The organism is Priestia sp. JSM ZJ58 (assembly GCF_044383985.1).
In the GTDB taxonomy this organism is placed as follows: Bacteria; Bacillota; Bacilli; order Bacillales; family Bacillaceae_H; genus Priestia; species Priestia zanthoxyli.
Genome location: NZ_JBISEM010000001.1, coordinates 3,868,313 through 3,890,059, shown reverse-complemented (window position 1 = coordinate 3,890,059; position 21,747 = coordinate 3,868,313). Strand labels below are relative to the sequence as shown.

Annotated in this window: 24 protein-coding genes and 1 riboswitch; of the genes, 19 read left to right on the top strand and 5 right to left on the bottom strand. The window is 39.3% G+C overall.

Annotated features, from left to right (window positions below; translation table 11 throughout):
* The first annotated feature begins 15 nt into the window (after positions 1–15).
* From ACH6EI_RS20090 to ACH6EI_RS20075, 4 genes are all read left to right on the top strand, one after another.
* Positions 16–1,203 carry an acyl-CoA dehydrogenase family protein gene (locus tag ACH6EI_RS20090; protein ID WP_099330633.1) on the top strand — a complete coding sequence of 396 codons (1,188 nt, stop codon included), beginning with the start codon at positions 16–18 and terminating at the stop codon, positions 1,201–1,203.
* A 302-nt stretch (positions 1,204–1,505) separates the two neighbouring features.
* The gene (locus ACH6EI_RS20085; RefSeq protein ID WP_028412138.1) at positions 1,506–2,450 is read left to right on the top strand and encodes an ABC transporter substrate-binding protein; all 945 of its coding nucleotides are present in this window, start codon (positions 1,506–1,508) and stop codon (positions 2,448–2,450) included.
* 79 nt (positions 2,451–2,529) lie between these two features.
* On the top strand, positions 2,530–3,564 hold the full coding sequence (locus ACH6EI_RS20080; RefSeq protein WP_098999790.1) for a FecCD family ABC transporter permease: 1,035 nt from the start codon (positions 2,530–2,532) through the stop codon (positions 3,562–3,564).
* Between the two features lie 6 nt (positions 3,565–3,570).
* Positions 3,571–4,587, top strand: coding sequence for a FecCD family ABC transporter permease (locus ACH6EI_RS20075; RefSeq protein ID WP_028412140.1), 1,017 nt, complete (start codon positions 3,571–3,573; stop codon positions 4,585–4,587).
* Positions 4,588–4,613: 26 nt separating this feature from the next.
* Here ACH6EI_RS20075 and ACH6EI_RS20070 read toward each other — a convergent pair whose 3' ends face one another.
* The gene (locus tag ACH6EI_RS20070; RefSeq protein ID WP_099330634.1) at positions 4,614–5,615 is read right to left on the bottom strand and encodes a DUF3231 family protein; all 1,002 of its coding nucleotides are present in this window, start codon (positions 5,613–5,615) and stop codon (positions 4,614–4,616) included.
* 247 nt (positions 5,616–5,862) lie between these two features.
* Here ACH6EI_RS20070 and nei point away from each other — a divergent pair, with 247 nt between their 5' ends.
* The 13 genes from nei (at position 5,863) to ACH6EI_RS20005 (ending at position 18,379) form a co-directional block, all read left to right on the top strand.
* Positions 5,863–6,681 (top strand): endonuclease VIII, encoded by an 819-nt coding sequence (gene nei, locus ACH6EI_RS20065; RefSeq protein ID WP_028412142.1) that lies wholly within the window; start codon positions 5,863–5,865, stop codon positions 6,679–6,681.
* 104 nt (positions 6,682–6,785) lie between these two features.
* Entirely contained in the window at positions 6,786–7,163 is a 378-nt protein-coding gene (locus ACH6EI_RS20060; RefSeq protein WP_013055587.1) for an FAS1-like dehydratase domain-containing protein, read from the top strand.
* Positions 7,164–7,378: 215 nt separating this feature from the next.
* Positions 7,379–8,758, top strand: a complete 1,380-nt coding sequence (locus ACH6EI_RS20055) for a DUF6612 family protein (protein ID WP_098999789.1) — start codon at positions 7,379–7,381, stop codon at positions 8,756–8,758.
* A gap of 156 nt (positions 8,759–8,914) precedes the next feature.
* Positions 8,915–9,820 (top strand): N-acetylmuramic acid 6-phosphate etherase, encoded by a 906-nt coding sequence (murQ, locus tag ACH6EI_RS20050; protein ID WP_098999788.1) that lies wholly within the window; start codon positions 8,915–8,917, stop codon positions 9,818–9,820.
* A gap of 12 nt (positions 9,821–9,832) precedes the next feature.
* Positions 9,833–10,687, top strand: a complete 855-nt coding sequence (locus ACH6EI_RS20045; RefSeq protein ID WP_033578150.1) for a MurR/RpiR family transcriptional regulator — start codon at positions 9,833–9,835, stop codon at positions 10,685–10,687.
* A 91-nt stretch (positions 10,688–10,778) separates the two neighbouring features.
* On the top strand, positions 10,779–12,140 hold the full coding sequence (locus ACH6EI_RS20040) for a PTS transporter subunit EIIC (protein WP_098999787.1): 1,362 nt from the start codon (positions 10,779–10,781) through the stop codon (positions 12,138–12,140).
* Positions 12,137–13,147, top strand: a complete 1,011-nt coding sequence (locus tag ACH6EI_RS20035; RefSeq protein ID WP_098999786.1) for a MupG family TIM beta-alpha barrel fold protein — start codon at positions 12,137–12,139, stop codon at positions 13,145–13,147. Before ACH6EI_RS20040 ends, ACH6EI_RS20035 begins: the two co-directional genes overlap by 4 nt.
* Positions 13,148–13,370: 223 nt before the next feature.
* Positions 13,371–13,473: riboswitch (TPP riboswitch) on the top strand.
* Between the two features lie 115 nt (positions 13,474–13,588).
* The gene (locus tag ACH6EI_RS20030; protein WP_028412152.1) at positions 13,589–14,866 is read left to right on the top strand and encodes an acetylornithine deacetylase; all 1,278 of its coding nucleotides are present in this window, start codon (positions 13,589–13,591) and stop codon (positions 14,864–14,866) included.
* 5 nt (positions 14,867–14,871) lie between these two features.
* Entirely contained in the window at positions 14,872–15,543 is a 672-nt protein-coding gene (tenA, locus tag ACH6EI_RS20025) for a thiaminase II (RefSeq protein ID WP_028412153.1), read from the top strand.
* Positions 15,536–16,300, top strand: coding sequence for an ABC transporter ATP-binding protein (locus tag ACH6EI_RS20020; protein ID WP_028412154.1), 765 nt, complete (start codon positions 15,536–15,538; stop codon positions 16,298–16,300). Before tenA ends, ACH6EI_RS20020 begins: the two co-directional genes overlap by 8 nt.
* On the top strand, positions 16,297–17,040 hold the full coding sequence (locus ACH6EI_RS20015) for an ABC transporter permease (protein ID WP_028412155.1): 744 nt from the start codon (positions 16,297–16,299) through the stop codon (positions 17,038–17,040). Before ACH6EI_RS20020 ends, ACH6EI_RS20015 begins: the two co-directional genes overlap by 4 nt.
* A complete protein-coding gene (locus ACH6EI_RS20010; RefSeq protein WP_397377877.1) occupies positions 17,037–18,047 on the top strand; it encodes an ABC transporter substrate-binding protein in 1,011 nt (336 codons plus the stop codon). The genes ACH6EI_RS20015 and ACH6EI_RS20010 overlap by 4 nt, the downstream gene beginning before the upstream one ends.
* Positions 18,048–18,133: 86 nt before the next feature.
* A complete protein-coding gene (locus ACH6EI_RS20005) occupies positions 18,134–18,379 on the top strand; it encodes a ferredoxin (RefSeq protein WP_108674397.1) in 246 nt (81 codons plus the stop codon).
* 113 nt (positions 18,380–18,492) lie between these two features.
* Here the strand turns inward: ACH6EI_RS20005 and hxlB are convergent, their stop codons facing one another.
* From hxlB to hxlR, 3 genes are all read right to left on the bottom strand, one after another.
* Positions 18,493–19,050 carry a 6-phospho-3-hexuloisomerase gene (hxlB, locus tag ACH6EI_RS20000; RefSeq protein WP_013055598.1) on the bottom strand — a complete coding sequence of 186 codons (558 nt, stop codon included), beginning with the start codon at positions 19,048–19,050 and terminating at the stop codon, positions 18,493–18,495.
* A 10-nt stretch (positions 19,051–19,060) separates the two neighbouring features.
* Positions 19,061–19,690, bottom strand: coding sequence for a 3-hexulose-6-phosphate synthase (hxlA, locus tag ACH6EI_RS19995; RefSeq protein ID WP_013055599.1), 630 nt, complete (start codon positions 19,688–19,690; stop codon positions 19,061–19,063).
* A gap of 268 nt (positions 19,691–19,958) precedes the next feature.
* Positions 19,959–20,324, bottom strand: coding sequence for a transcriptional activator HxlR (gene hxlR / locus ACH6EI_RS19990; RefSeq protein WP_028412158.1), 366 nt, complete (start codon positions 20,322–20,324; stop codon positions 19,959–19,961).
* Between the two features lie 261 nt (positions 20,325–20,585).
* On the opposite strand from hxlR, the gene ACH6EI_RS19985 reads away from it, so the two are divergent.
* Both ACH6EI_RS19985 and ACH6EI_RS19980 read left to right on the top strand, forming a co-directional pair.
* The gene (locus ACH6EI_RS19985; RefSeq protein ID WP_108674398.1) at positions 20,586–21,170 is read left to right on the top strand and encodes a hypothetical protein; all 585 of its coding nucleotides are present in this window, start codon (positions 20,586–20,588) and stop codon (positions 21,168–21,170) included.
* A gap of 16 nt (positions 21,171–21,186) precedes the next feature.
* Entirely contained in the window at positions 21,187–21,510 is a 324-nt protein-coding gene (locus ACH6EI_RS19980; RefSeq protein ID WP_013081917.1) for a DUF3243 domain-containing protein, read from the top strand.
* Positions 21,511–21,553: 43 nt separating this feature from the next.
* Here the strand turns inward: ACH6EI_RS19980 and ACH6EI_RS19975 are convergent, their stop codons facing one another.
* A complete protein-coding gene (locus ACH6EI_RS19975; RefSeq protein WP_013081918.1) occupies positions 21,554–21,739 on the bottom strand; it encodes a FeoB-associated Cys-rich membrane protein in 186 nt (61 codons plus the stop codon).
* Between the last annotated feature and the right edge of the window lie 8 nt (positions 21,740–21,747).

Sequence of the window (21,747 nt, the reverse complement as noted above, 5' to 3'; positions counted from 1 at the left end):
GAAAGGAGGGGGATCATGAACAACACACAAACGGTTGCAGCGTCTCAAGAGAAAATCCTTGAATTGGCTAATCAGTTGGCTAAAGAGTTTTTCAAAACAGCCGCAAAAAGAGATAGAGAAGGTGGAACGCCTCTATATGAGCGTAATCTACTTAGAAAAAGCGGTCTTTTAGCACTCCCCATTCCTAAAGAATACGGAGGTTATGGAGCCGGCTGGCCGATTGTTTTTAAAGTCGTGAATATCATTGCGAAAGCAGATAGTTCACTTGCACACTTGTTGGGGTATCATTATTTGACGGTTTGTTCGACGTTTCTGTTCGGAAGTACTCAGCAGTACAAAACTTTTTACGAAGAAACAGCAGCTCAGCAGCTTTTTTGGGGCAATGCCTTTAATCCTAGAGATTCAGGGTTGAAAGCAGTTCGAGAAAATGGACGATTAATGCTCAGCGGAAGCAAGAGTTTTTGTTCGGGGGCAACGGATTCCGATCGTTTGTTAGTATCGGCTCAAGAAGAAAACGGTGAGGTATTGCTATGTGTACTTCCTACTCATAGAGCAGGAATCGTTACTGAAGATAATTGGGACGGATTTGGGCAGCGTCAAACGGACAGCGGAAGTGTAAAGTTTGAAGGTGTTATCGTTTATGAAGAAGAAATATTGCATAAAGCAGATGGAGAGCAAAAGGTTTTTCCTACGGTACGAACACATTTAGCTCAGCTTATGCTCACTCACTTATTGTACGGTATTGCTCAAGGCGCTTTGGAAGAATCAAAAGCTTATCTGAAGGCTCATACAAAACCGTGGCTAAGTTCAGGTGTTGAAGCAGCGGAGCAAGATCCTTATATTATTCAGCAATACGGTGAAATGAGTTTAAACCTTCATGCTTGTTCAGCACTTATAGAAAAAGCTGTTACAGAATTTGATCGTGCATGGGCAAAAGAAGATGCGCTAACGGAACAGCAGCGTGGCGAGTGTGGAGTCGCCATTGCGATGGCTAAAACGTTTACTGCCAAAACGGCCTTACATATTACTTCCACTATATTTGATGGGATGGGTGCTAGGGCCACGTCTGATCAGTACAAATTTGATCGCTACTGGCGCAACGCACGAACAATTAGCTTACACGATCCTGTTGCTTACAAGCTTCGTGACATAGGTAAATGGTATCTTAGCAGTGAACTGCCGCCGATTACCCCATATTCATAGAAGTCTACTAAAAAAAGAGGTTGGGACAAAAGTATTTTAATTGTAGGAAAATCCGAACGATGAATCGTTCGGATTTTTTATGGTTAAGGTGAACGTAGGTTTCATATGTTGAGTTGCTTCTAGCTGTTGATTGGATGGGTTTCATTATGTAGCAATTTCTTTTTTAATAGAATGGGTATAACTTTTTTAATTAAAAAATAACGAATCAGCTTGTTTAAATAGATAAAACTGATATAATGATAACGATTATCAGTTTCAAGAGTCAATTATCTACATAAAGATACAAGCAGGAGGAATGACATTTGAATAAGAAAAAAATAGGACTGCTGGCTTTTATTACAATGCTGGCAATCGGAATGCTTATCGGCTGCAGCAGTACGAACAAGGAAAATTCAGCCGATGAAAAAAATGAAAAAACAAGAGTGGTTAAACATGAGCTTGGAGAGACAAAAGTAAAAGAAAATCCAAAGCGAGTAGTTGTATTAGAGTTAGGTTTTATTGATGCATTGTTAGATGCTGGTATTAAACCTGTAGGAGTAGCTGATGATGATAAAGCAGAACAGCTTATTGATAAAGATGTACTAAAAGAAATCAAAGGATACAAATCAGTTGGCACGCGAGCACAGCCTAGCTTGGAGTCGATTAAACTGTTGAAGCCAGATTTGATTATCGCTGATTCAGAACGTCATAAAAATGTATATAAAGAATTATCGAAAATTGCGCCAACAATTGAATTAAAAAATTTAAATGCTAATTACGATGATTTACTAAATACGGAGTTAAAAGTAGGAGAAGCGGTTGGCAAGAAGGCAAAAGTTGAAAAAGTTGTAGAAGAGCATAAGCAAAAAATGAAAGATTTAAAAGCAAAAGCGCCAAAAAATCCGGGCAATGTACTTGTTATCGCTGATGCAAATGGTAATATTAATGCTAGAACTTCAAATTTCTTTACAACGGGTGTTCTTGAGCAATTAGGCTTCAAAAATGCATTAACAGATCCTACAAAAGAGTACAGTGTAAAAATGACAATGGAACAGCTCGTAAAAGCAGATCCAGACAAACTCATTGTTATGCGAAATGAAAAAGGTCATACGCCTTTAGCAAAACAGCCATTATGGAAAGAGCTAAAAGCGGTTAAAAATAATCAAGTGTATGAAGTTGATGTATTTAAATGGTCTCTTCGCCGAAGTGTACAAGGTGCAAATGGTATTGCAGACGAAGCAGAAAAGTTATTATTTGAAGGCAAATAATAACGAAGAAAAGAACAATCCAGCGGGGTTGTTTTTTTCTTTTTATTGAACTTTCAAATGGAAGGAGGCGCAGTCTACTATGAAAGCTGTTCACGGTTTATCCAAAAGAAACAAATCTCCACTTCGCATAATAGCTATTTTTCTTGCTGTTATCATTCTTTTACTGATTTCTATGTTTTTATCTATTTCCATCGGTTCTATACATATTTCTTTTGGGACGATTAAGCAAGCTTTACTAGATTTTGACGGATCAAAAGAACAATCAATTATTCAAACTGTCCGCATGCCTCGCTTATTGGTCACGGCATTTGTTGGTGCTAATTTGGCTGTCGCCGGAGCGTTGATGCAAGCATTAACTAGAAACCCATTAGCTTCTCCTGGTATTTTTGGTATTAATGCCGGGGCATCAGCGGCAATGGTATTTTTAACGGTTTTAGTGCCAGGTGTAAGCATGATTGGCGGGGTGTTTGGAGCATTTTTAGGAGGCGCCTTTGCTGCTGTTATTGTCTACGTCATGAGTTCGTTGATTAAAGGAGGAGACAGCGATGTAAAGCTTGCTTTAACGGGTGTCGCTATACAAGGTATGCTTATGTCTCTTACACAAACGCTGCTAATTTTTAATGAAAGCAAAACAGAAGGCGTTATGTTCTGGCTCACCGGCTCAGTTATTGGGCGGGACTGGGGACATGTTCACGTGTTGCTTCCTTTTAGCATTGTAGGTCTGCTTGTTGCGTTTGGTCTGGGAAGAGCGTCTTCTTTGTTATCTTTAGGAGATGATGTAGCTAGAGGACTCGGGCAGCGAGTCTTTGCCATTAGAGCGTTCACTGCAGTTGTTGTGATTGTATTAGCAGGTGTTTCAGTGGCGATTGCGGGTCCCATTGGCTTTGTAGGGCTTGTTGTTCCCCATATGGTGCGTTATTTAATAGGTGTAGATTACCGAGTTGTTTTGCCAATGAGCGCGCTGCTTGGTGCATCTTTATTACTATTAGCAGACGTATTGTCGCGATTTATTACATACCCGTATGAGACCCCTGTAGGTGCAGTAACAGCATTGCTTGGAACACCGTACTTTATTTACTTAGCGAGACGCAAAAAAACAGAAAGGAAGGCATGAGTATATATGCAGACTGTCAATAAAACAAAAAAGCAGCCATCTCGATTCAAGTCTGTCGGCCTGTTTATCATTCTTTCTGTCTTAATTATAGCGCTGAGCGTGATAAGCCTTAGCTTAGGAGACATTAACATACCTCCTTTAGATATTATTACGTCTTTTATTGGCATTGGCGATCCTGACTTGACGTCTATTTTGGTAGAATTTCGCCTGCCTCGTATTTTGCTGGCTATTTTAACCGGGATCGGCCTAGCTGTGTCCGGAGTCGTCGTACAGTCTATTATGAGAAATCCGCTCGCTAGTCCCGATACATTAGGTCTTTCAAGCGGATCAGGGTTAGCTGCTGTCGCAGTCACTATTTTACTGCCTTTAGCAAGTCCGTCTGTTTTATCAGTCGCTGCGTTTGCAGGAGGCTCCTTTGTCTTCGTAATCGTCTATTTGCTTGCTTATAAAAAAGGAGTAGAACCTATTCGATTTGCGTTAATAGGTGTAGCGGTCAGCGCTTTTTGTTCATCCGGTATTCACTTGTTAATTTCAAAAGCAAATCCAAACGTAAACGCAGCACTCATTTGGCTGAGCGGCAGCTTATGGGGAAGAACATGGGATCAATTGATTGGTTTACTTCCGTGGGTCGTTATACTAGTACCGCTGATTTGGCTGTTAGCTGCTCGGTTAGATTTAATTCATTTAGGCGATGAAGTGGCTAGGGGGCTAGGGGCTAGAGTAGAGTTAATTCGTCTAGTATTACTAGCAAGCGCAGTGGCAATGACGGCTGCTGTTGTATCGGTTGTTGGCACCATTGGCTTTGTAGGGCTTATTATTCCTCATGTGGCCAAACGGTTAGTGGGACCGAGACATAAACAACTGATTCCTACAGCCGCTTTACTTGGAGCTTTGTTTGTACTAGCAGCAGATTTGATTGGGAGAGGAATTGCTCCTCCGATTGAAATTCCGGCCGGATTAATCATTGGCATTATCGGCGCTCCGTATTTTCTTTATTTACTGTGGAGAGAATCTAAAAAATAAGCTCGCGCTTTAGCGCGAGCTTATTTTTATTCCAAGTGAATTTTGGGAAATGGAATATGCGGAGGCTCTTCTAGCCATCCTTGTTCAATACTTATTCTTGATACTTCTTTGGCATACTCCAAAATTTCAGTCGTGAAGTTTGTATAGTTTAAAGCGAGATCTAAACGGGGGCTTGTTGACATCGCAAGCCCGTAGCCACGTACATTTTCAGTAATCATCGCAGCTAGGTGAAACATCATGAGTTTTTCTGAAAATGGAGGAACAGAAGACTTTTCTACTCCGTAATCCCACTTCATTGTGACCGGTATGTTTTCTACCATTAGCGGTTGTGACAGGGATTCAATATGCTGCTGCACAAGCTCTCTACCCTTTAATAAAAAAGCATGAATGTCCTGAGAAGGAGCTGTTTGAGCAAACCCTAAAATTAAATCCTTTGCAATTAAGTTCGTCTGTATGCTTGACACGATATGAGAAATTTCAATGACGGTTAACGGCCGCTTTTCATCAAAATAGCTTCCTAAGAAGAGTTCTTTATCGTTCATATCAGACGCATCTGCAATAGGAATGGGAGGCAGTTCTATAAAAATTTGTTTTTCTAACAACAAATCTGTAATCGTTTGGTTAAGCTTTTCTGCTTTTAACAGCAAGCTGCGAAAAAAAGATCGTACATCATTTCTTGCGGCAACATCGACGCCCGTAGTTGCTGACAGCAGAAGGACATTTGAAATATGCTTTAAATAAAGCAAATAAAAAGAATCCGAAAATAATTTTGGAGCTTCAGCGTCAAGGTCTTCTTCTCCGAAACCAAGCGGGATTGGCATATTTTCTTTTAAAAAGATAGCAGTGAGCGCATCACTGTTTTTTGTTGTGATATGCAGTGTACCTTGAATCGCTTTTTGAATCTCTAAATCGTCTACATGACAAAGAAATTGTTTGAGCATACAAGAAATCGCTTTATCGTTCATATATTGCTTCCAAATAACAGCCATCTCAGCGGCTGATAGTGGAGAAAATGATTGATTATTCATAATAAACTCCTCATGCTAAGTAATTAACAAGTTTCTAAAAGGTTACCAACTAGTATAAGTCAAAGGAAGTAAGATAAACACTATAGAAAGTAAAAAAGTTATCAACATTTTACTATAAGAGTAAACGTCATGCATAATTTAAAGGTTCTTTTAGCAAAAGAAGGGCGCAGCCGCTTCTTTCTTGCAAAGCAGAAATAAAACCGAAATAATAAATGAAGAAAGTTAGGCAAGAAAGGAGTTTCATTATATGCCAGAAGGTCCAGAAATTAGACGAGCAGCCGACGAAGTGGAAAAAGCGATTATCGGTCTTCCTGTTCGCGAGATATGGTTTGCTTTTCCATCTTTGCAACATTATGAAGAAGTATTAACAGGAGCTCGTATTGAGAGAGTAGATACAAAAGGAAAAGCTATGCTTATTCGTTTTGACAACGGCTATACCATTTACTCACATAATCAGCTTTATGGAAAATGGTATGTTCGTTCATCTTACAATTATCCATCTACAAACAGACAGCTGCGCCTTGCAATTCATAATGAAAAAAAATCAGCGCTGCTTTATAGCGCTTCTGATATTGAAGTATTGCGTGATGAAGAAGTTCCAGCTCATCCTTTTGTATCAAGGGTTGGTCCTGATATCTTAAGTGAAGAAGTAACGGCAGGTGAGCTTTTAGACCGTTTTTATTCTAAACCATTTTATCGTAGAAAGTGGGCATCGCTGCTGCTAGACCAAAGCTTTATAGCTGGGATTGGCAATTACTTGCGCAGTGAAATCCTATTTGTAGCGGGAATTAACCCTGCAGCTCGTCCCATAGACTGCACGGAAGAACAGCTTAAAAAGGCAGCTGAAGCAACCATTTCTCTTGTAAAACAGTCCTATAAAACAGGTGGCATTACAAATGATGTAAAGCTTGCTGAATCGTTAAAAAAGAAAGGGCAAAAGCGCTCTGCATACCGCCACTGGGTTTTTAACCGTGAAGGAGAAGCTTGTCGAATTGACGGCACGCCTATTCTAAAAGTCCAAGCTGCTTCTAGAAGGCTTTATTACTGTCCTACTTGTCAGAAATAGCAGGATATATTTATTCTGCTATTTTTTTGATGTGAAAATGAATGACCGTTCATTTTTGTGATATAGTTAAAAAGTAAAGTCATAATCTTAAGGGGAGGGATAAGATGGAATGTAAAGCAGGAGATACATTTACGTGGCAAAGAACGTTTCAAGAGGAAGAAATCATGCAGTTTGCGGAGATGACTGGAGACCGGGGCAAACATCATATAGAACGTGACGAAAAAGGGCGGCTAATGGTACATGGGCTTATGACTGCTAGTATTGGGACAAAGATAGGGGGAGACTTAAACTACATTGCAAGAGAAATGGTGAGTGAATTTCTTCGTCCAGTTTTTGCAGGAGATACAGTTACCTGTGAATGTATATTAACTGAAGTAGAAAAAGCAGATGGTTTTCAAAAAGTGAAAATCAAATCAGTGTATCGAAATCAACAAGGTAAAGAAGTACTGATAGGGACAAGTAATGGAATTATAAGAGATTGAAATAAAAGCGCTAACAAAAAATAAGTTATGAAGGTTGTTAAAAAAGTCACAGATTCGTGGCTTTTTTATTGTTCAATTTCCTTCTTTTGTTGGTTACCATTTAAATGTAAATATGGTAATTTAGTAAAGTTGAGTTTCATAAATGGTAAAAATGTGTATTTACTAAGTACATAGATTCTTATTTTTGGAAAAATATTTAAAAAGGAGTTTCTTAGATGAAAAAAATAATGAATACCGGCTTAGCACTATCATTCGCTCTATTGCTTTCGGCATGTGGGATGCCGTCTTCAGAGGAATTAACGGGTGACGTGAAAGAAGCACAAGAAAAGGTGAAAAATGTTCAAGTGAAAGTCAACGGGAAAGAAGAAGGGTCGTCTAATTACAAAGTCAACGGAGTACAAGAGTTTGATTTTAAAAGTAAAGCAGGTTACATTAACACAAAAATGAACGGCGAAGAATTGAAGATGTATCATGACGGTGATGAAACGTTAGCTGTGGCTGGAGAAGAAAGCACAAAAGTACAGGGAGAAGAAAAAAAGTACGTTAAGGCTTTAATTAATAACGCTAGGGAGCTTCAACAAAATCCAATACGCTACTACCAAAAATATGATAAAAATCTTCCAAATGAATTTGACGTCACCGAAAAAGACAAAGAGTATGTATTAACATTTAACGGAGACAAAGACAAAAAGCAAAAAATTGTAGCAGGTGATGCTAAAGCTTATTATAAAATAACAAATCAAGGCAGCGATACTGCTGTAGACCTTGACCAAATTAAAGGAAAAGATTTTTCGCTTATTGTGACAATTGATAAAGAAACGAAGCAAATAAAGAAAGTAGTAAAAAATCAGTCGTATTCAGTTAAAGTAGACGGAAAAACAGAAAACTCAAAGTCTAAGCAAACGTATACGTATACATATAACCAATTAGACAATGTAACAAAACCAAAAGTGGAAGCAAAAGCCGCTGCTGCTTCTAATGGTAGCAGCACCGAAACGCCAAGTAAAGAAAAGCAGGCTGCCTATGCCAAGGAAGCGGGACAATACGTGGATGCTTTAATTCAAGCCACTGTTTATCAAAATACAGATCAATTTGTTGCTAAACATCCGAATCAGCAAGATAAGAAACAGGTAAAAGAAAAAGGGGAGTTCCAAAAGAGTTCGTTTGTAGAGTTTTTTGAAACGAATTTTAAAGGGGCTTTATCATCATTGAGCTCAAATATAACCGATGAGCAGTTAAACGAAGTAAGCAGCGCTTTTCTAAAAGCTCTTTCATCTACAAAATATACCATTAAAGATGCAGCGTATAGTGCTGAAGATGGTGCGTACGTCGTACAAGTCGAAATTCAAGGATTTAACGATGCAAGTGTATTAGCGGAAGTCATGACACCACTTGCAGAAAAATATCAGGCGGGTGAGCTGAGTAACGAGCAGTTAGTAAACGAACTTATTGACGGAGTAGCAAAACGCTATCGTGAGCCAGTTGAATTACTTCCGGCAAAAACAGTCCCTGTACACGTCGTAAGAAATGGTGAAAAAGATTACGAAGTTTTAATGCAAGATGAGTATCTGTTAACATTTGCTCAACAATCATAAATAGACATAAAAAAGGATTTCAGCTATATGCCTGAAATCTTTTTTTATGTTGTTTTAAAATATAATTTTAAAAAATAAAATAAATAATTGAAATTATATTTTAAACGAATTATAATAACCATAACTTCACTACATGATGAAAAAGGAGCCGAAAAGATGAATGAACAGCTTACGTTATTAACAACAGAGTCTCAAAACGAGCAGACCATGAAGATAGATACGGCTAGTACAAAAGAAATTTTAAACGTAATGAATAAAGAAGATCAAAAAGTGGCGCTGGCTGTGCAAGAGGTACTTCCAGACGTAGAGGTAGCAGTTGAGTTTGTAAGCGAATCGTTTCAAAAGGAAGGGCGGCTTATTTATGTCGGAGCAGGAACAAGCGGACGGCTGGGAGTATTGGATGCTGTTGAATGCCCGCCTACTTTCAGTACCAATCCCAATCAGGTACAGGGACTGATGGCTGGAGGAGAAAAAGCATTTGTGAAAGCAGTTGAAGGTGCAGAAGATAAAGAAGAATTGGGAGCAGCAGATTTACAAAAAATACATTTAAATGAACGAGACACAGTCATTGGAATTGCTGCAAGCGGACGTACGCCTTATGTGATTGGTGCATTGAAATATGCAAAATCTGTAAAAGCTAAAACAGTGGCGCTGTCTTGCAATGGTAATTCACTTATTGGAAAAGAAGCAGATCATAGCATCGAGGTAGTAGTAGGTCCAGAAGTGCTAACAGGTTCCACAAGGTTAAAAGCAGCAAGCGCTCATAAAATGATTCTCAACATGATTTCTACCGCGGCTATGATCAAAGTAGGAAAAGCGTATGAAAACTTAATGATAGATGTTCATGTGAGTAATGAAAAGCTTAAGGAACGAGCGATAGGTATTATTTGTAAAATTACAGGTGTTTCTTATGAGCAAGCAAGTCAAACGCTTGAAGAAGCAAATAATGAGGTAAAAACAGCAGTGGTTATGATCAAAACAAATGAAAATTACGATACCGCAAAGACGTTACTGAATAATGCGGGGGGTTATGTGAGAAAAGCGATTGAACATTACGTATAAAGGAGAGAAACGATGTCAACAGGCGGATTAACAATGATTAAAAACACGGTGGCTAAGCTTCCGGATTCGGAGAGGAAAATTGCTGAATATATTTTAAACAACCCGCATACTGTGGTAAACAGTACGGCTGGGGAACTAGGAAGACTAGCGAATGCGAGCAGTGCCGCTGTTATTCGTTTGTGTAAATCTATCGGGGTTAGCGGCTTTCAAGAATTAAAGGTAAGAGTAGCAGGTGATTTAGCTAAAGATACAGAACAAGGATACCGCGATATTGAAACAAACGAAACGATTCAATCTATTGTCAAAAAAACAGCAAGCAACAGCATTCAAAGTCTAAGTGATACGGCTGAGCTTGTGAATTATAAAGAAGTAGAGCGAGCTGTTTTGGCGCTGATTGGAGCAAAAAACATTCATTTTTTCGGAATTGGTGCTTCACATATTATTGCTATAGATGCGCAGCAAAAATTTCTTCGAATTAATAAAAATGCGACGGCTTTTGCGGATAGCCATTTAGCAGCTACACTCATCGCAAATGCAAGTAAAGACGATGTAGTTGTGGGTATTTCTTTTTCAGGAGAGACTCCTGAAGTAAGCAACGTCTTATCTTTAGCTAAAAATCGCGGAGTAAAGACGATTAGCTTAACTAAGTACGGACAGTCTACCGTTTCGTCTTTAGCAGATATTTGTTTGTATACGTCTTATTCTCAAGAAGCGCCGTTTCGAAGCGCAGCAACATCGTCTCGTTTAGCCCAGCTTTATGTGATTGATGTTTTATTTTTAAGTATTGCAGCGCAGCAGTACGACCAGACGATTGAGTATATTGACAAAACAAGAGATGCCATTCAGTTTTTGAAAGATAAGAAATAAAAAAAAGAAAACGATTACAAAAAAGGGGATTTTGTGGTCTGTTTCCTCAGTGGCGTATCCATCTAAGAGGAAAATACAAAGGGGGATTAACATGTCTTTAGATAATCATCAATTAGCAAAGGCTGTTTTGGAGATGCTTGGGGGAGCATCCAATATTGAAGCGTATACGCATTGTATGACGCGGCTGCGTGTGACTATAAAAGATGATTCAATTGTTAAAAAGGCAGATATACGAAAACTTGAAGGCGTGCTCGGATTAGTGGAAGAAGAAACGCTGCAAATCATTATTGGGCCGGGCAAAGTGAACAAAGTAACAGAAGAATTTGGAAAGTTAATTGATGAATCCGGCGGTATTAACTTAGAAGATCGTGCAGCACAGCGGAAATCGGAGCTGAAAGAAAAAAATGCAACTCCGTTTAAGCTGTTGCTTCGCCGAATTGCAAGTATTTTTATTCCGTTGATACCTGCTCTTGTAGCATCTGGACTTATTACCGGAGTGACAAAAGCAGCTGTGCAGGCGAAGTGGCTTCCGGCAGATTCACAGATTGCTATTCTTTTAACCGTTATCGGAAGCGGTTTATTTGCCTATCTGGGTATTTTAGTAGGTATTAATGCAGCAAAAGAATTTGGTGGTTCGCCAGCTCTAGGAGGCTTAGCAGGCATTTTAGTCATTAATCCTGCCGTAGCTGATATTAAACTTTTTAGTGAAGCACTTTTGCCGGGGCGTGGGGGCTTAATAGGAGTGCTGCTTGCAGCAATCTTTATGGCCGTGTTAGAAAAACGAGTACGTAAATTTGTCCCACAGTCACTGGATATTATTATTACACCAACCGTTACGGTGTTAATTACAGGAATTATTACGTATGTGGTATTCATGCCAATCGGCGGCTTCATTTCAGATGGAATCACAAAAGGTCTTTTAGGAGTTTTAGAGGTTGGAGGAGTTGTAGCAGGCTTTGTTTTAGGGGCAACGTTTTTGCCGCTCGTTATTACAGGACTGCATCAAGGTCTTACTCCGGTCCATTTAGAGCTTATTAATTCGATTGGAGATGATCCGCTTCTTCCTATACTAGCAATGGGCGGAGCCGGTCAGGTTGGTGCAGCTTTTGCTATTTATATCAAAACAAAGAAAAAACGCTTAAAGCGAGCAATTGGAGGCGCACTTCCTTCAGGGCTGCTGGGAATCGGAGAGCCGCTTATTTTTGGAGTCACACTTCCTTTAGGGCGTCCATTTTTAACCGCTTGTCTTGGAGCTGGAATCGGCGGAGCGTTTCAGGCGCACTTCCATATTGCAACTGTAGCAGTGGGAGTATCGGGTTTGCCGCTTACGTTTTTAGTTCATGCGCATCAAATTCTTCTTTATTTACTTGGATTAGTTATTGCTTACGCAGCAGGCTTTATTTGTACCTATTTCTTTGGATTTAACGATGAAATGGCGAGGGAGTTTGAATGATTGGCATTTCGTTTTATTTGAACGATAGAGATGCCAAACAAAGATTAGTAGAAGCGAGTGAATGCGGCGTTACACGCGCATTCACTTCACTTCACATTCCAGAGGAAAAAGGAGATTTGGCTGAACGGGCAAAAGAATTGCTTCATGTGGCTAGAGATTGTGGAATAAGCGTGTATGCAGATGTATCTAAGCATACACCGGTTCATTTAGGTATCGAAAGCCTTATGACTCTATCTTCACTTGGCGTATCTGGTATTAGACTAGACGATGGCTTTAGCGTAGAAGAAACGATTTTACTTGCGGATGAGTTTTATATTGCCCTTAATGCAAGTACAGTGTCAAAACTAGAAATAGAAGCGCTGTTATCTGCAGGCCTTCATCATCATCAGCTGCTTGCTTGGCATAATTTTTATCCGCGGCCTGAAACAGGGCTTGAAGAAACGTTTTTTCAACAGCAGACAGATTTATTCAATGAACTTCGTGTTCCAGTGTGTGCTTATATTCCTGGAGAAGGCGAAAAAAGAGGTCCTATTTATCAAGGTCTTCCTACTAGAGAAAAAGACCGTAATAAATGTCCTTTTACCTCTGCAGTAGATTTATACGGATGCGGAGTAACGGAGGTTTATATTGGAGATCCATACGCCAGTTCAAGTTTATTAAAACGTTTAGTTCAATATCAAGAAAACCGCATTATTCCGCTACGCATTCGTTCACCTCATATACAGGGAACGTACAGCGTGCGTCCGGATATATCAAGAGACGTTCTGCGTTTGGTGGATACACGATCTGTAGAACCAGTGCCGCCATATCATACAGTCGAGCGCGGAATCGGAGCAATTACAATGGACAATGATGGCTACGGACGTTACAGAGGAGAGGTTCAAATAGCTAAAAGGAATTTGCCTGCAAATGCTAATGTGAATGTGATTGGGTATGTAATAGAAGAAGATCATGAGCTGCTTTCATTAGTGAGACCTGGGCAAAAGCTTGAGCTTATTACTGTCTGAATGAAAAAAACGGTATATTTTTAAAGAAGCCAATAGCTAACTAGTAATGTCACAAAAACAAAGAGCACACACTGCATGAAAAAGGTGTGTGCTTTTTCTTTTACTACTAAAAAGGAAACTATTTTCATTACCATATCATGAACCTTTCTATTGAATAAAACGCTTTACTATGATAAAACTATTACAGGTAAACATATGATAATAGATTAATTTCATAGAGATACAACACCACTAGGGGTGCTTTCGAAGCTGAGAGAGACGATAAGTCTTAACCCTTATAACCTGAACTAGGTAATACTAGCGTAGGAAAGAGGTATTGTAATGGATGTTTTGTATGGGATTTCCTTACGAACTCGTTATAATAATTTTGTGTACATAAACAAAAACACTTCTTTCCTGCGAAAGAAGTGTTTTTTTTATGCGTAAAGGAAGGTGTCATACATGAAAGAAACAATTGATTTGCTTGTCAAACAGGTAGAGGAGCGCAAAGGAGAGTTAATCCAGTTATTAACAACGCTTGTTTCGTATAAAACGCCAGCGCCTCCTGCACGAAATTCTCATGAAGCGCAGCTGTACGTAGCGGATTTTCTTAAAAACTGCGGTTTTTCCATTGATATGTGGGACTTATATTCTAACGACCCTATCGTAGTGGGAACGTTAAAAGGACAAAAATCGGCTGACTATCAAAGCTTGATTATTAACGGCCATATGGATGTTGCTGAGGTACAAGAAAATGAAAATTGGGAAACCAATCCGTTTGAAGCTGTTGTGAAAGACAATATGATAATTGGACGCGGAGTTGCTGATATGAAAGGCGGTTTGGCGGGAGCATTATTTGCTGTGCAGCTTTTAACAGAAGCAGGAATCGAGCTGCCAGGAGACTTGATTTTTGAATCCGTTGTAGGAGAAGAAGTAGGAGAGGCAGGTACGCTGCAATGCTGTCAGAAAGGGTATACAGCTGATTTTGCGCTTGTAGTCGATACAAGTGATTTACATATTCAAGGTCAAGGCGGAGTGATCACGGGATGGATTACGATAAAAAGCAGTAAAACCTATCATGACGGTACACGCCGAAGTATGATTCATGCTGGAGGAGGGCTGTTAGCCGCAAGCGCTATTGAAAAGATGGCAAAAGTGATCGGAGGGCTACAAGAATTGGAGCGTCACTGGGCTGTTACAAAGAGCTATCCAGGATTTTTGCCAGGGACAAATACGATTAATCCAGCAGTAATCGAAGGCGGAAGACATGCTGCTTTTATTGCAGATGAATGCAGGCTGTGGATCACCGTTCACTATTATCCTAATGAATCGTACGACCAAGTATCAAAAGAAGTGGAAGAATATATTATAGCTATTGCAAAAGCAGATCCATGGTTAAAAGATAATCTGCCAACCTTTGAATGGGGAGGCACATCAATGATTGAAGACAGAGGAGAAATCTTTCCGTCATTAGAAATTGATGAAAATCATGCAGGAGTGCAGCTGCTTGCAAATACTCATGAACAAATGGAAGGGAAAAAGCCTCCAATTGATGTGTCAACTAGCGTAACAGACGGGGGATGGCTAGCTGATGCGGGAATTCCCGCCGCTATTTACGGTCCGGGAAATTTAGCAAATGCACATGCTGTGAACGAACAATTAGATATTAATCAGCTTGTTCAATATACAAAAGTGATAGTGCAGTTCATTTATACGTGGCTGCATACGCATAAGGAGTGATCATCATGAAATTTAGTGAACGATTATACGAAAAGCTGCAGCCTATTTGGCGTCAAAATCATAATCATCCCTTCGTACAGGGGATGGGAGATGGAACGCTTGAAAAGGAGAAGTTTCGCTTCTACATGATTCAAGATTACCTTTACCTAATTGATTATGCCAAATTATTTGCGATTGGAGCCATGAAAGCTACCGATCTTCAAACGATGGGGAAATTTGCAGCTCTTTTAGATTCTACATTAAACGAAGAAATGAGTCTGCACCGTGAGTATGCCAAGAAATTTGAAATCAGCGAAAAAGAATTAGAAAAAGCGCAGCCATCTCCTACAACGCTTGCATACACGCACTATATGCTGCACGTTGGTCAAAGTGGAACATTAGCTGAATTAGTAGCCGCTCTTTTGCCTTGTATGTGGAGCTACTGGGAAATAGGAAAAGAACTTAGTGAAAAGCCTGGAGCTAACAATGAGTTTTACCGTGAGTGGATTGAAATGTACAGCTCAGAAGAATTTGGAGAACTGGCGACATGGTGTATCAATTTATTTGACTCACTTACTGAAGATAAATCAGAAGTGGAATTAGAAAAGCTTGAAGAAATTTTCTTGAATACGACGCGTTTTGAGTATATGTTCTGGGATATGGCTTATAACGAAGCGATGTGGCCAATTCATGAATAGGTCTGTGTTATCTTTTCAAAACGTCAGTTTTACGTACAAGAACGGTGATCAAGCGATTTTAAAATCATTAAACTTAGACGTGAAAGAAGGCGAGTTTGTCAGTATCGTTGGAGCGAGCGGCTCTGGGAAAAGTACGTTGTTTCGTCTCATTACAGGTCTTGAACAGCAGAGTGAAGGCGATATCGTGATTAACGGAAAGTCTTATGAAAAGCGACTAGGAAAAGTAGGCTATATGCCGCAGCAAGATTTGCTGCTTCCGTGGCGTACGATTCTAGACAATGCAGCACTGCCTCTTGAGCTTCACAATGTATCAAAAGCAAGTGCTCATAAGCAAGTGTCTCAGCTGCTTGAAGAGTTTGGCCTAAAAGGGTATGAAAACCGTTTTCCAAGTGATTTATCCGGAGGGATGAAGCAGCGCGTTTCTTTTCTTCGGACGGTATTAAGCGGTTCTAACGTACTGCTTTTAGATGAGCCTTTTAGTGCACTTGATGCAATCACACGTTTATCGATGCAGGAATGGCTGCTTGACCAATGGCAAAAGCGTAAGCATAGCATCTTATTTATCACTCATGACGTCAATGAAGCGCTTTTTTTATCAGATCGCATTTTTATCTTTTCAGACAAGCCAGTAAGTTGTCTTGAAGAAATTCAAGTGCCGCTTAGCAGACCTCGAACGCAAAAAGATCTGAATCAACAGCGAGTGCTTGATGTGAAAGATTATTTAATTGAACAGCTAAGATCGAAGGTGAACACATGAAAAAGTACGGGGCTTCAGTGATTTTAGTAGTCATTTTGCTGGCTGCTTGGGAAATTGGAGCACGCATTGTAAACTATCCGTTTATTTTACCAACGCCCAGCGGTATTTTAACGAAGCTTTGGGAGCTGCGAATGGATTTATTGTTTAAGCATTTACCAGCTACGTTATCTATTGTCGTAATTGGGCTTGTAATATCCGTTGTGCTAGGGGTTCTGCTGGCTGTGTGGATGAATTGGAGTCCGCTTATTGAGCGTGCTTTTTATCCGCTTATTATTGCGTCACAAATGATTCCGACCATTGCCATTGCTCCTGTATTTGTGCTGTGGTTTGGCTACTCCATTTGGAGCAAAGTGATTGTGACCGTATTAATTACGTTTTTTCCCATTACCGTTAGCACATTTGACGGTCTTCGTTCTACAAACAAAGAGTTAAAAGAACTCATGTTAACGATGGGAGCAACAAAAAAAGATATTTTCTTTAAGTTGAACATTCCTTCTGCACTGCCTCATTTTTATTCGGGACTCAAAGTAGCGGTTACCTTTAGTATAATAGGTGCTGCCATTGGGGAATGGTTGGGTGCGCAAGCAGGCTTAGGATATTTCAGTCGTCGCATGATGACACAGTTTGATGCAGCTGGTGTATTTGCACCAATTGTGATTTTATCCGCGCTTGGTATTTTATTTTTTATTATTGTAGTAGGTTTCGAAAAACGTTCATTAAAGTGGAGGAAAACAGAATGAAAAAATGGTTTGCGATTAGCTTAAGCCTGCTGCTTGTTTTGATGCTCGCTGCTTGCGGTCAGGACAAGGAAAATAAAGCTGGTGACAGTAAAAAATTAAAAGACGTTACAATTATGCTTGATTGGTATCCAAATGCAGTGCACAGCTTCATTTACGCTGCACAAGAAAAAGGATATTTCAAAAAAGAAGGGCTGAATGTAAAAGTACAATTTCCTGCTAATCCAACAGACTCGCTTAATTTAGCAGCTGCAAGGAAAGTCACGCTTGGCCTTTACTATCAGCCTGATGTAGCAATGGCACGAGCAAATGAAGATGTGCCGGTAAAGTCGGTAGGAGCGATTGTAAGATCTCCGCTAAACCGGGTTGTGGCATTGAAAGATAGCGGTATTAAGCGTCCTAAAGATTTAGAAGGAAAAGTAGTAGGATACAGCGGAACACCATTAAGTGAATCTGTTCTAAAGAAAATGGTGAAAAGCGATGGAGGAGATCCGAATAAAGTAAAACTAGTAGACGTAGGGTTTGAGTTAAATTCATCACTGATTAGCAAAAAAGTAGATGCTGTAATAGGTGCGTATATTAACCACGAAGTACCATTGCTTCACAAAAAAGGATACAAAACGGTTGACATTGATCCGTCAGATTACGGCGTGCCATCTTATTACGAGCTAGTGGCCGTTACAGGGGATCAAACGTGGGCAAAAGATTCTGATACGATTAAAGCGTTTTGGCGTGCCGCGACAAAAGGGTATGAATACACGGAGAAACATCCAAAAGAATCACTTCAAATTTTGTTAGATAATCAAGATAAATCAAACTTCCCGCTTGAAAAAGATGTGGAAACAAAAAGTTTGAATATCTTACTTCCAAAAATGAAGTCTGAACAAGGATTCGGCAGTCAAACGAAAGAATCATGGCAATCAAATGTTAACTGGTTAAAAGAGTCAGGGTTAATTAAGAAAAAGCCAAATGTAGATGAGATGTTTGAGAATATTGGGGAATCTCAGTAAATAATTTAAGACGAATTTAAAAAAACCTCCTTATACTGAACGTAACTTTCTGAAAGAGAAAGTGAAAAGGTCAAGGAGGTTTTTTTATGGCTTTTACGATAGTAGAGAAGGAAACATGTATTGCTTGCGGAGCATGTGGAGGGAGTGCGCCAGATCTTTATGATTATGATTCAGAAGGTCTTGCTTATGCCGTATTAGATAACAACGAAGGAACAAAAGAAGTTCCTGAACATCAGCAAGATGATATGATGGAAGCGTACGAAGGGTGTCCAACAGACTCGATTAAAGTTGCAGAGCAGCCGTTTTATGGAGATGCAGCAAAATTCGAATAGGGCTTTTGAAAAAATAAATAATGATAAAGTACATTTAGTTATCTGATAAGTGAATATTTGGTTATATAGAAAGTTCCAAAACAAAAAAGGTCTTGCCTAGGCAAGACCTTTTTCTACTCTAAATTTGCATGCTTTCCGTACATCGTATGAGTATCAAGTTCTTTCTTCTCCATGAAGCGAAGAATCAGCGCATCGTAAAAAAGAAGAAGCGTTTGTTCAAACAGTGACGCCATAGGCTGTACGGTTTGATAACTGCTTTGTTCTTGGTCCTTCGGAGCGCCGGGCAGCTTCACGATGAAGTCAGCCAGCTTGCCAAGCGTGGAATCGGGGGAAATCGTGACTACTCCAACTTTTCCTCCAAGTTCTTTTGCTTTTTGAGCAATAGGAATCAAGCTCTTCGTTTCGCCAGAACCTGATCCGATGATTAATAAATCATCCTGCGTGAAAGTGGACGTCACGGTTTCTCCAATGACATAAGCATCAATGCCCATATGCATCATACGCATAGCAAACGACTTGCCCATAAGACCTGAACGGCCTGCTCCTGTGACAAACACTTTTTTAGATGAGATGATGCCATTTACAAGCTGTTCAGCTTCATCGTCAGCGATTAGAGCTGTTGTTTGTAAAAGCTCATTCATAACCGTTTTTAAATGTTCGCTCGTCTGCATAGAAAGCTCCTTAATTTGTAATAAGCTCTTTCATTTGAGAAGCAACTGATTTTTTATCATCTTGGCTCGTGATGCCTCCGCCAACGATAACAAGATCAGGCTGTGCTTTTACTACTTCAGGTAAAGATTCTAATTTAATGCCGCCAGCAACGGCTGTTTTTGCATTTTTTACAACGCTTTTGATTGTTACTAAATCTTCAAAAGAGTTTTGACCAACTGCTTGAAGATCGTATCCTGTGTGTACGCAGATATAGTCAACGCCAAATTCGTCTAGCTCTTTTGCGCGTCCTTTAATATCTTTTACACCAATCATATCGACTAGAATTTTTTTACCTTGTTTTTTCGCTTCTTCAACTGCACCTTTAATTGACATATCTTCAGCCACACCTAAGATGGTAATGATGTCTGCTCCAGCTTGAGAAGCTTGCTGTACTTCATAACCAGCTGCATCCATGATTTTTAGGTCAGCTAATACTTTTAAATTAGGAAATGCTTCTTTAATTTCTTTAACGGCGCGAAGCCCTTCATTGATTACAACAGGTGTACCGATTTCCACGATATCAATATGTTCTTCAACTTCTTTTACTACCTCTTTTGCTTGAGAAATATTAACAAGATCTAATGCTAATTGTAATTCCATTCTACTCCACTCCTTACAGAAATCTATAGATACCTTTTGTGCCTTTTTACATAAAAAGCAGCTGGTGTAGTTATTGTACCCGCAGTTTGAGGTTCTTAAAAGTACGCACTTTTCCCACAAATAGTGTGGGGAATGATAGTATACAGAAGTATACTAATGGACATATCAGTCTTGTAACCGCTTAATTTTCATTAAAAATGCGGATGATATTGAGTAATATCATCCGCATAAAAAAATAAAAACTATGGAATAGAAGGATTCGTTTCCATCATTTAATTAACGTTTCTGCCTTTTGTTCTTGATTGACCAGCACTGTATCACGGTAATTTTTACCCCAATCGTACATGGCTGTTAAAATAGGCATTAAACTTTCTCCTTCTTTTGTAAGTGAGTATTCGACTTTAGGTGGTACGACAGGATAAACTTTACGGTTAACAATTAGATCTTCTTCCAGTTCCCGCAGCTGGTTAACCAGCATGCGCGGCGTAATATCAGGAATAAGCGATTTTAGTTCCCCGAACCGTTTTGTTCCTTCACGTCCTAAGTGCCATAGTATCAGCATCTTCCATTTTCCGCCGATAATAGCAAGCGTTAATTCTTTTTCACAGTTAAATTCCTTATTAAGCTGGCTCAATTGTTTCACCCCTATGACCAATAGTATAAAATTTCTTTTACAGTACTTCTTATTATACCGGTGCTGACAATCCTTTTACAAAAATCCGGCTTGTATCTTTCCATTAAAAAATTTAGCTTTTTTTACTATATAGTTATTCTTGACTAGTGAGATATAAAAGGTGGCCTTTAGTCATGTTTTTTATTTTTAACGAATTCAATTGTTTAAATATAAAAAAAGATGGGAAATCACTCAATAACGATGCTAAAGGAGGCAGTAAAAATGGAAAGAAACCGATCTGAATTACAAAACCCTGCTTTAAGCAACAGCGCAGGCATCAACAACGATGTAGGAATTAATAACAATCCACAGACAGCTAATAGCACTGCTGCTGTTAGCACCACGGGGAAAAGCTACAGCAGCAAGCTAGTAAAAGGTGTTGTTGTCGGGGCAGTTGTAGGTGGATGTATAACATTACTTGATAATAAAACTCGCTCATCTGTTAAAAGAAGAGCCGTTACATTAAAGGACTCTTCTGCAAACATGATTAATCAAGTAAAAGAGAACCCTCAAGAAACAAAAGAAAAAATGGTGCAGCAAATGAAAAATGCATCGAATCTTTTAAAAGATGCAATTAATGATGCCAAACATTTGTACGAGCGTGTAAATGAAGATTTCTTTAAGCAAGCAGAAGATGTGAAAAGCGTTACGCATGATGCAAAATCAACGGTAGAAGATGCTAAAAGTGATTTACAGCAAATTGGTGAAAAAGTGAAAGATGCAACTTCTGAAATAAGTAAGGAAAAGATGACGCCGGACGAAAAACCAGAATTTGAGCGTGAAAGAACATATCAGTCTATTCACTAAGAAGGAGATGTTAACTGTGAGTCAAATGAATGAAGGAACTACAAAAGACATGAATAAAATTGAAGAAACGGTAGATAATTTAGGGACGGAGAAAAAAGAAGCAATTTTGCAGAATTTTGATACGTTTACTGATTATTTAACTCAAAAAGTTCATGTCGGTAAAAAGCTCGGGTTAAATGAGGAACAATTAGCAGCTGCTACAAAAAAAGTGGCTAGCTATTTAGCCAAAAATGAGGAGCCTCGAAACCGAGAAGAAAAAGTCCTTCATGAGTTATGGAAAGTCAGCAGTGAAGAGGAAAAGGAAGTCCTTTCTCATCTCATTTTAAAACTAGTTGCGTAACATTAAAAAAGCATCCCGTCTATCAGGATGCTTTTTTAATGTATTAAGATGATTGATTTTGAGCCTCTTGAATCGTTTTATCCCAGTCAATACCGCAATCATCCGTTGCACAAGAAGATTGCTGTGCGCAGCTTGCACATTTTCCCTGAGTACTCTTGCGGAAGAATTTTGTCATATGATAAAGGGCATACCCAAAAATCAAAACCCCAATTAAAATGTTAATAATCAATGTTATTC

Coding starts and splice junctions, on each gene's coding strand:
- hxlA (WP_013055599.1), bottom strand. CDS start 19,690: ATGGAATTACAATTAGCATTAGATCTTGTTAATATTTCTCAAGCAAAA.
- ACH6EI_RS20070 (WP_099330634.1), bottom strand. CDS start 5,615: ATGAATAATCAATCATTTTCTCCACTATCAGCCGCTGAGATGGCTGTT.
- ACH6EI_RS20060 (WP_013055587.1), top strand. CDS start 6,786: ATGGAATGTAAAGCAGGAGATACATTTACGTGGCAAAGAACGTTTCAA.
- ACH6EI_RS20045 (WP_033578150.1), top strand. CDS start 9,833: ATGTCAACAGGCGGATTAACAATGATTAAAAACACGGTGGCTAAGCTT.
- murQ (WP_098999788.1), top strand. CDS start 8,915: ATGAATGAACAGCTTACGTTATTAACAACAGAGTCTCAAAACGAGCAG.
- ACH6EI_RS20020 (WP_028412154.1), top strand. CDS start 15,536: ATGAATAGGTCTGTGTTATCTTTTCAAAACGTCAGTTTTACGTACAAG.
- tenA (WP_028412153.1), top strand. CDS start 14,872: ATGAAATTTAGTGAACGATTATACGAAAAGCTGCAGCCTATTTGGCGT.
- ACH6EI_RS20030 (WP_028412152.1), top strand. CDS start 13,589: ATGAAAGAAACAATTGATTTGCTTGTCAAACAGGTAGAGGAGCGCAAA.
- ACH6EI_RS20075 (WP_028412140.1), top strand. CDS start 3,571: ATGCAGACTGTCAATAAAACAAAAAAGCAGCCATCTCGATTCAAGTCT.
- ACH6EI_RS20055 (WP_098999789.1), top strand. CDS start 7,379: ATGAAAAAAATAATGAATACCGGCTTAGCACTATCATTCGCTCTATTG.
- ACH6EI_RS20035 (WP_098999786.1), top strand. CDS start 12,137: ATGATTGGCATTTCGTTTTATTTGAACGATAGAGATGCCAAACAAAGA.
- nei (WP_028412142.1), top strand. CDS start 5,863: ATGCCAGAAGGTCCAGAAATTAGACGAGCAGCCGACGAAGTGGAAAAA.
- ACH6EI_RS20080 (WP_098999790.1), top strand. CDS start 2,530: ATGAAAGCTGTTCACGGTTTATCCAAAAGAAACAAATCTCCACTTCGC.
- ACH6EI_RS20015 (WP_028412155.1), top strand. CDS start 16,297: ATGAAAAAGTACGGGGCTTCAGTGATTTTAGTAGTCATTTTGCTGGCT.
- hxlB (WP_013055598.1), bottom strand. CDS start 19,050: ATGCAGACGAGCGAACATTTAAAAACGGTTATGAATGAGCTTTTACAA.
- ACH6EI_RS20040 (WP_098999787.1), top strand. CDS start 10,779: ATGTCTTTAGATAATCATCAATTAGCAAAGGCTGTTTTGGAGATGCTT.
- ACH6EI_RS20005 (WP_108674397.1), top strand. CDS start 18,134: ATGGCTTTTACGATAGTAGAGAAGGAAACATGTATTGCTTGCGGAGCA.
- ACH6EI_RS20010 (WP_397377877.1), top strand. CDS start 17,037: ATGAAAAAATGGTTTGCGATTAGCTTAAGCCTGCTGCTTGTTTTGATG.
- ACH6EI_RS20090 (WP_099330633.1), top strand. CDS start 16: ATGAACAACACACAAACGGTTGCAGCGTCTCAAGAGAAAATCCTTGAA.
- ACH6EI_RS19985 (WP_108674398.1), top strand. CDS start 20,586: ATGGAAAGAAACCGATCTGAATTACAAAACCCTGCTTTAAGCAACAGC.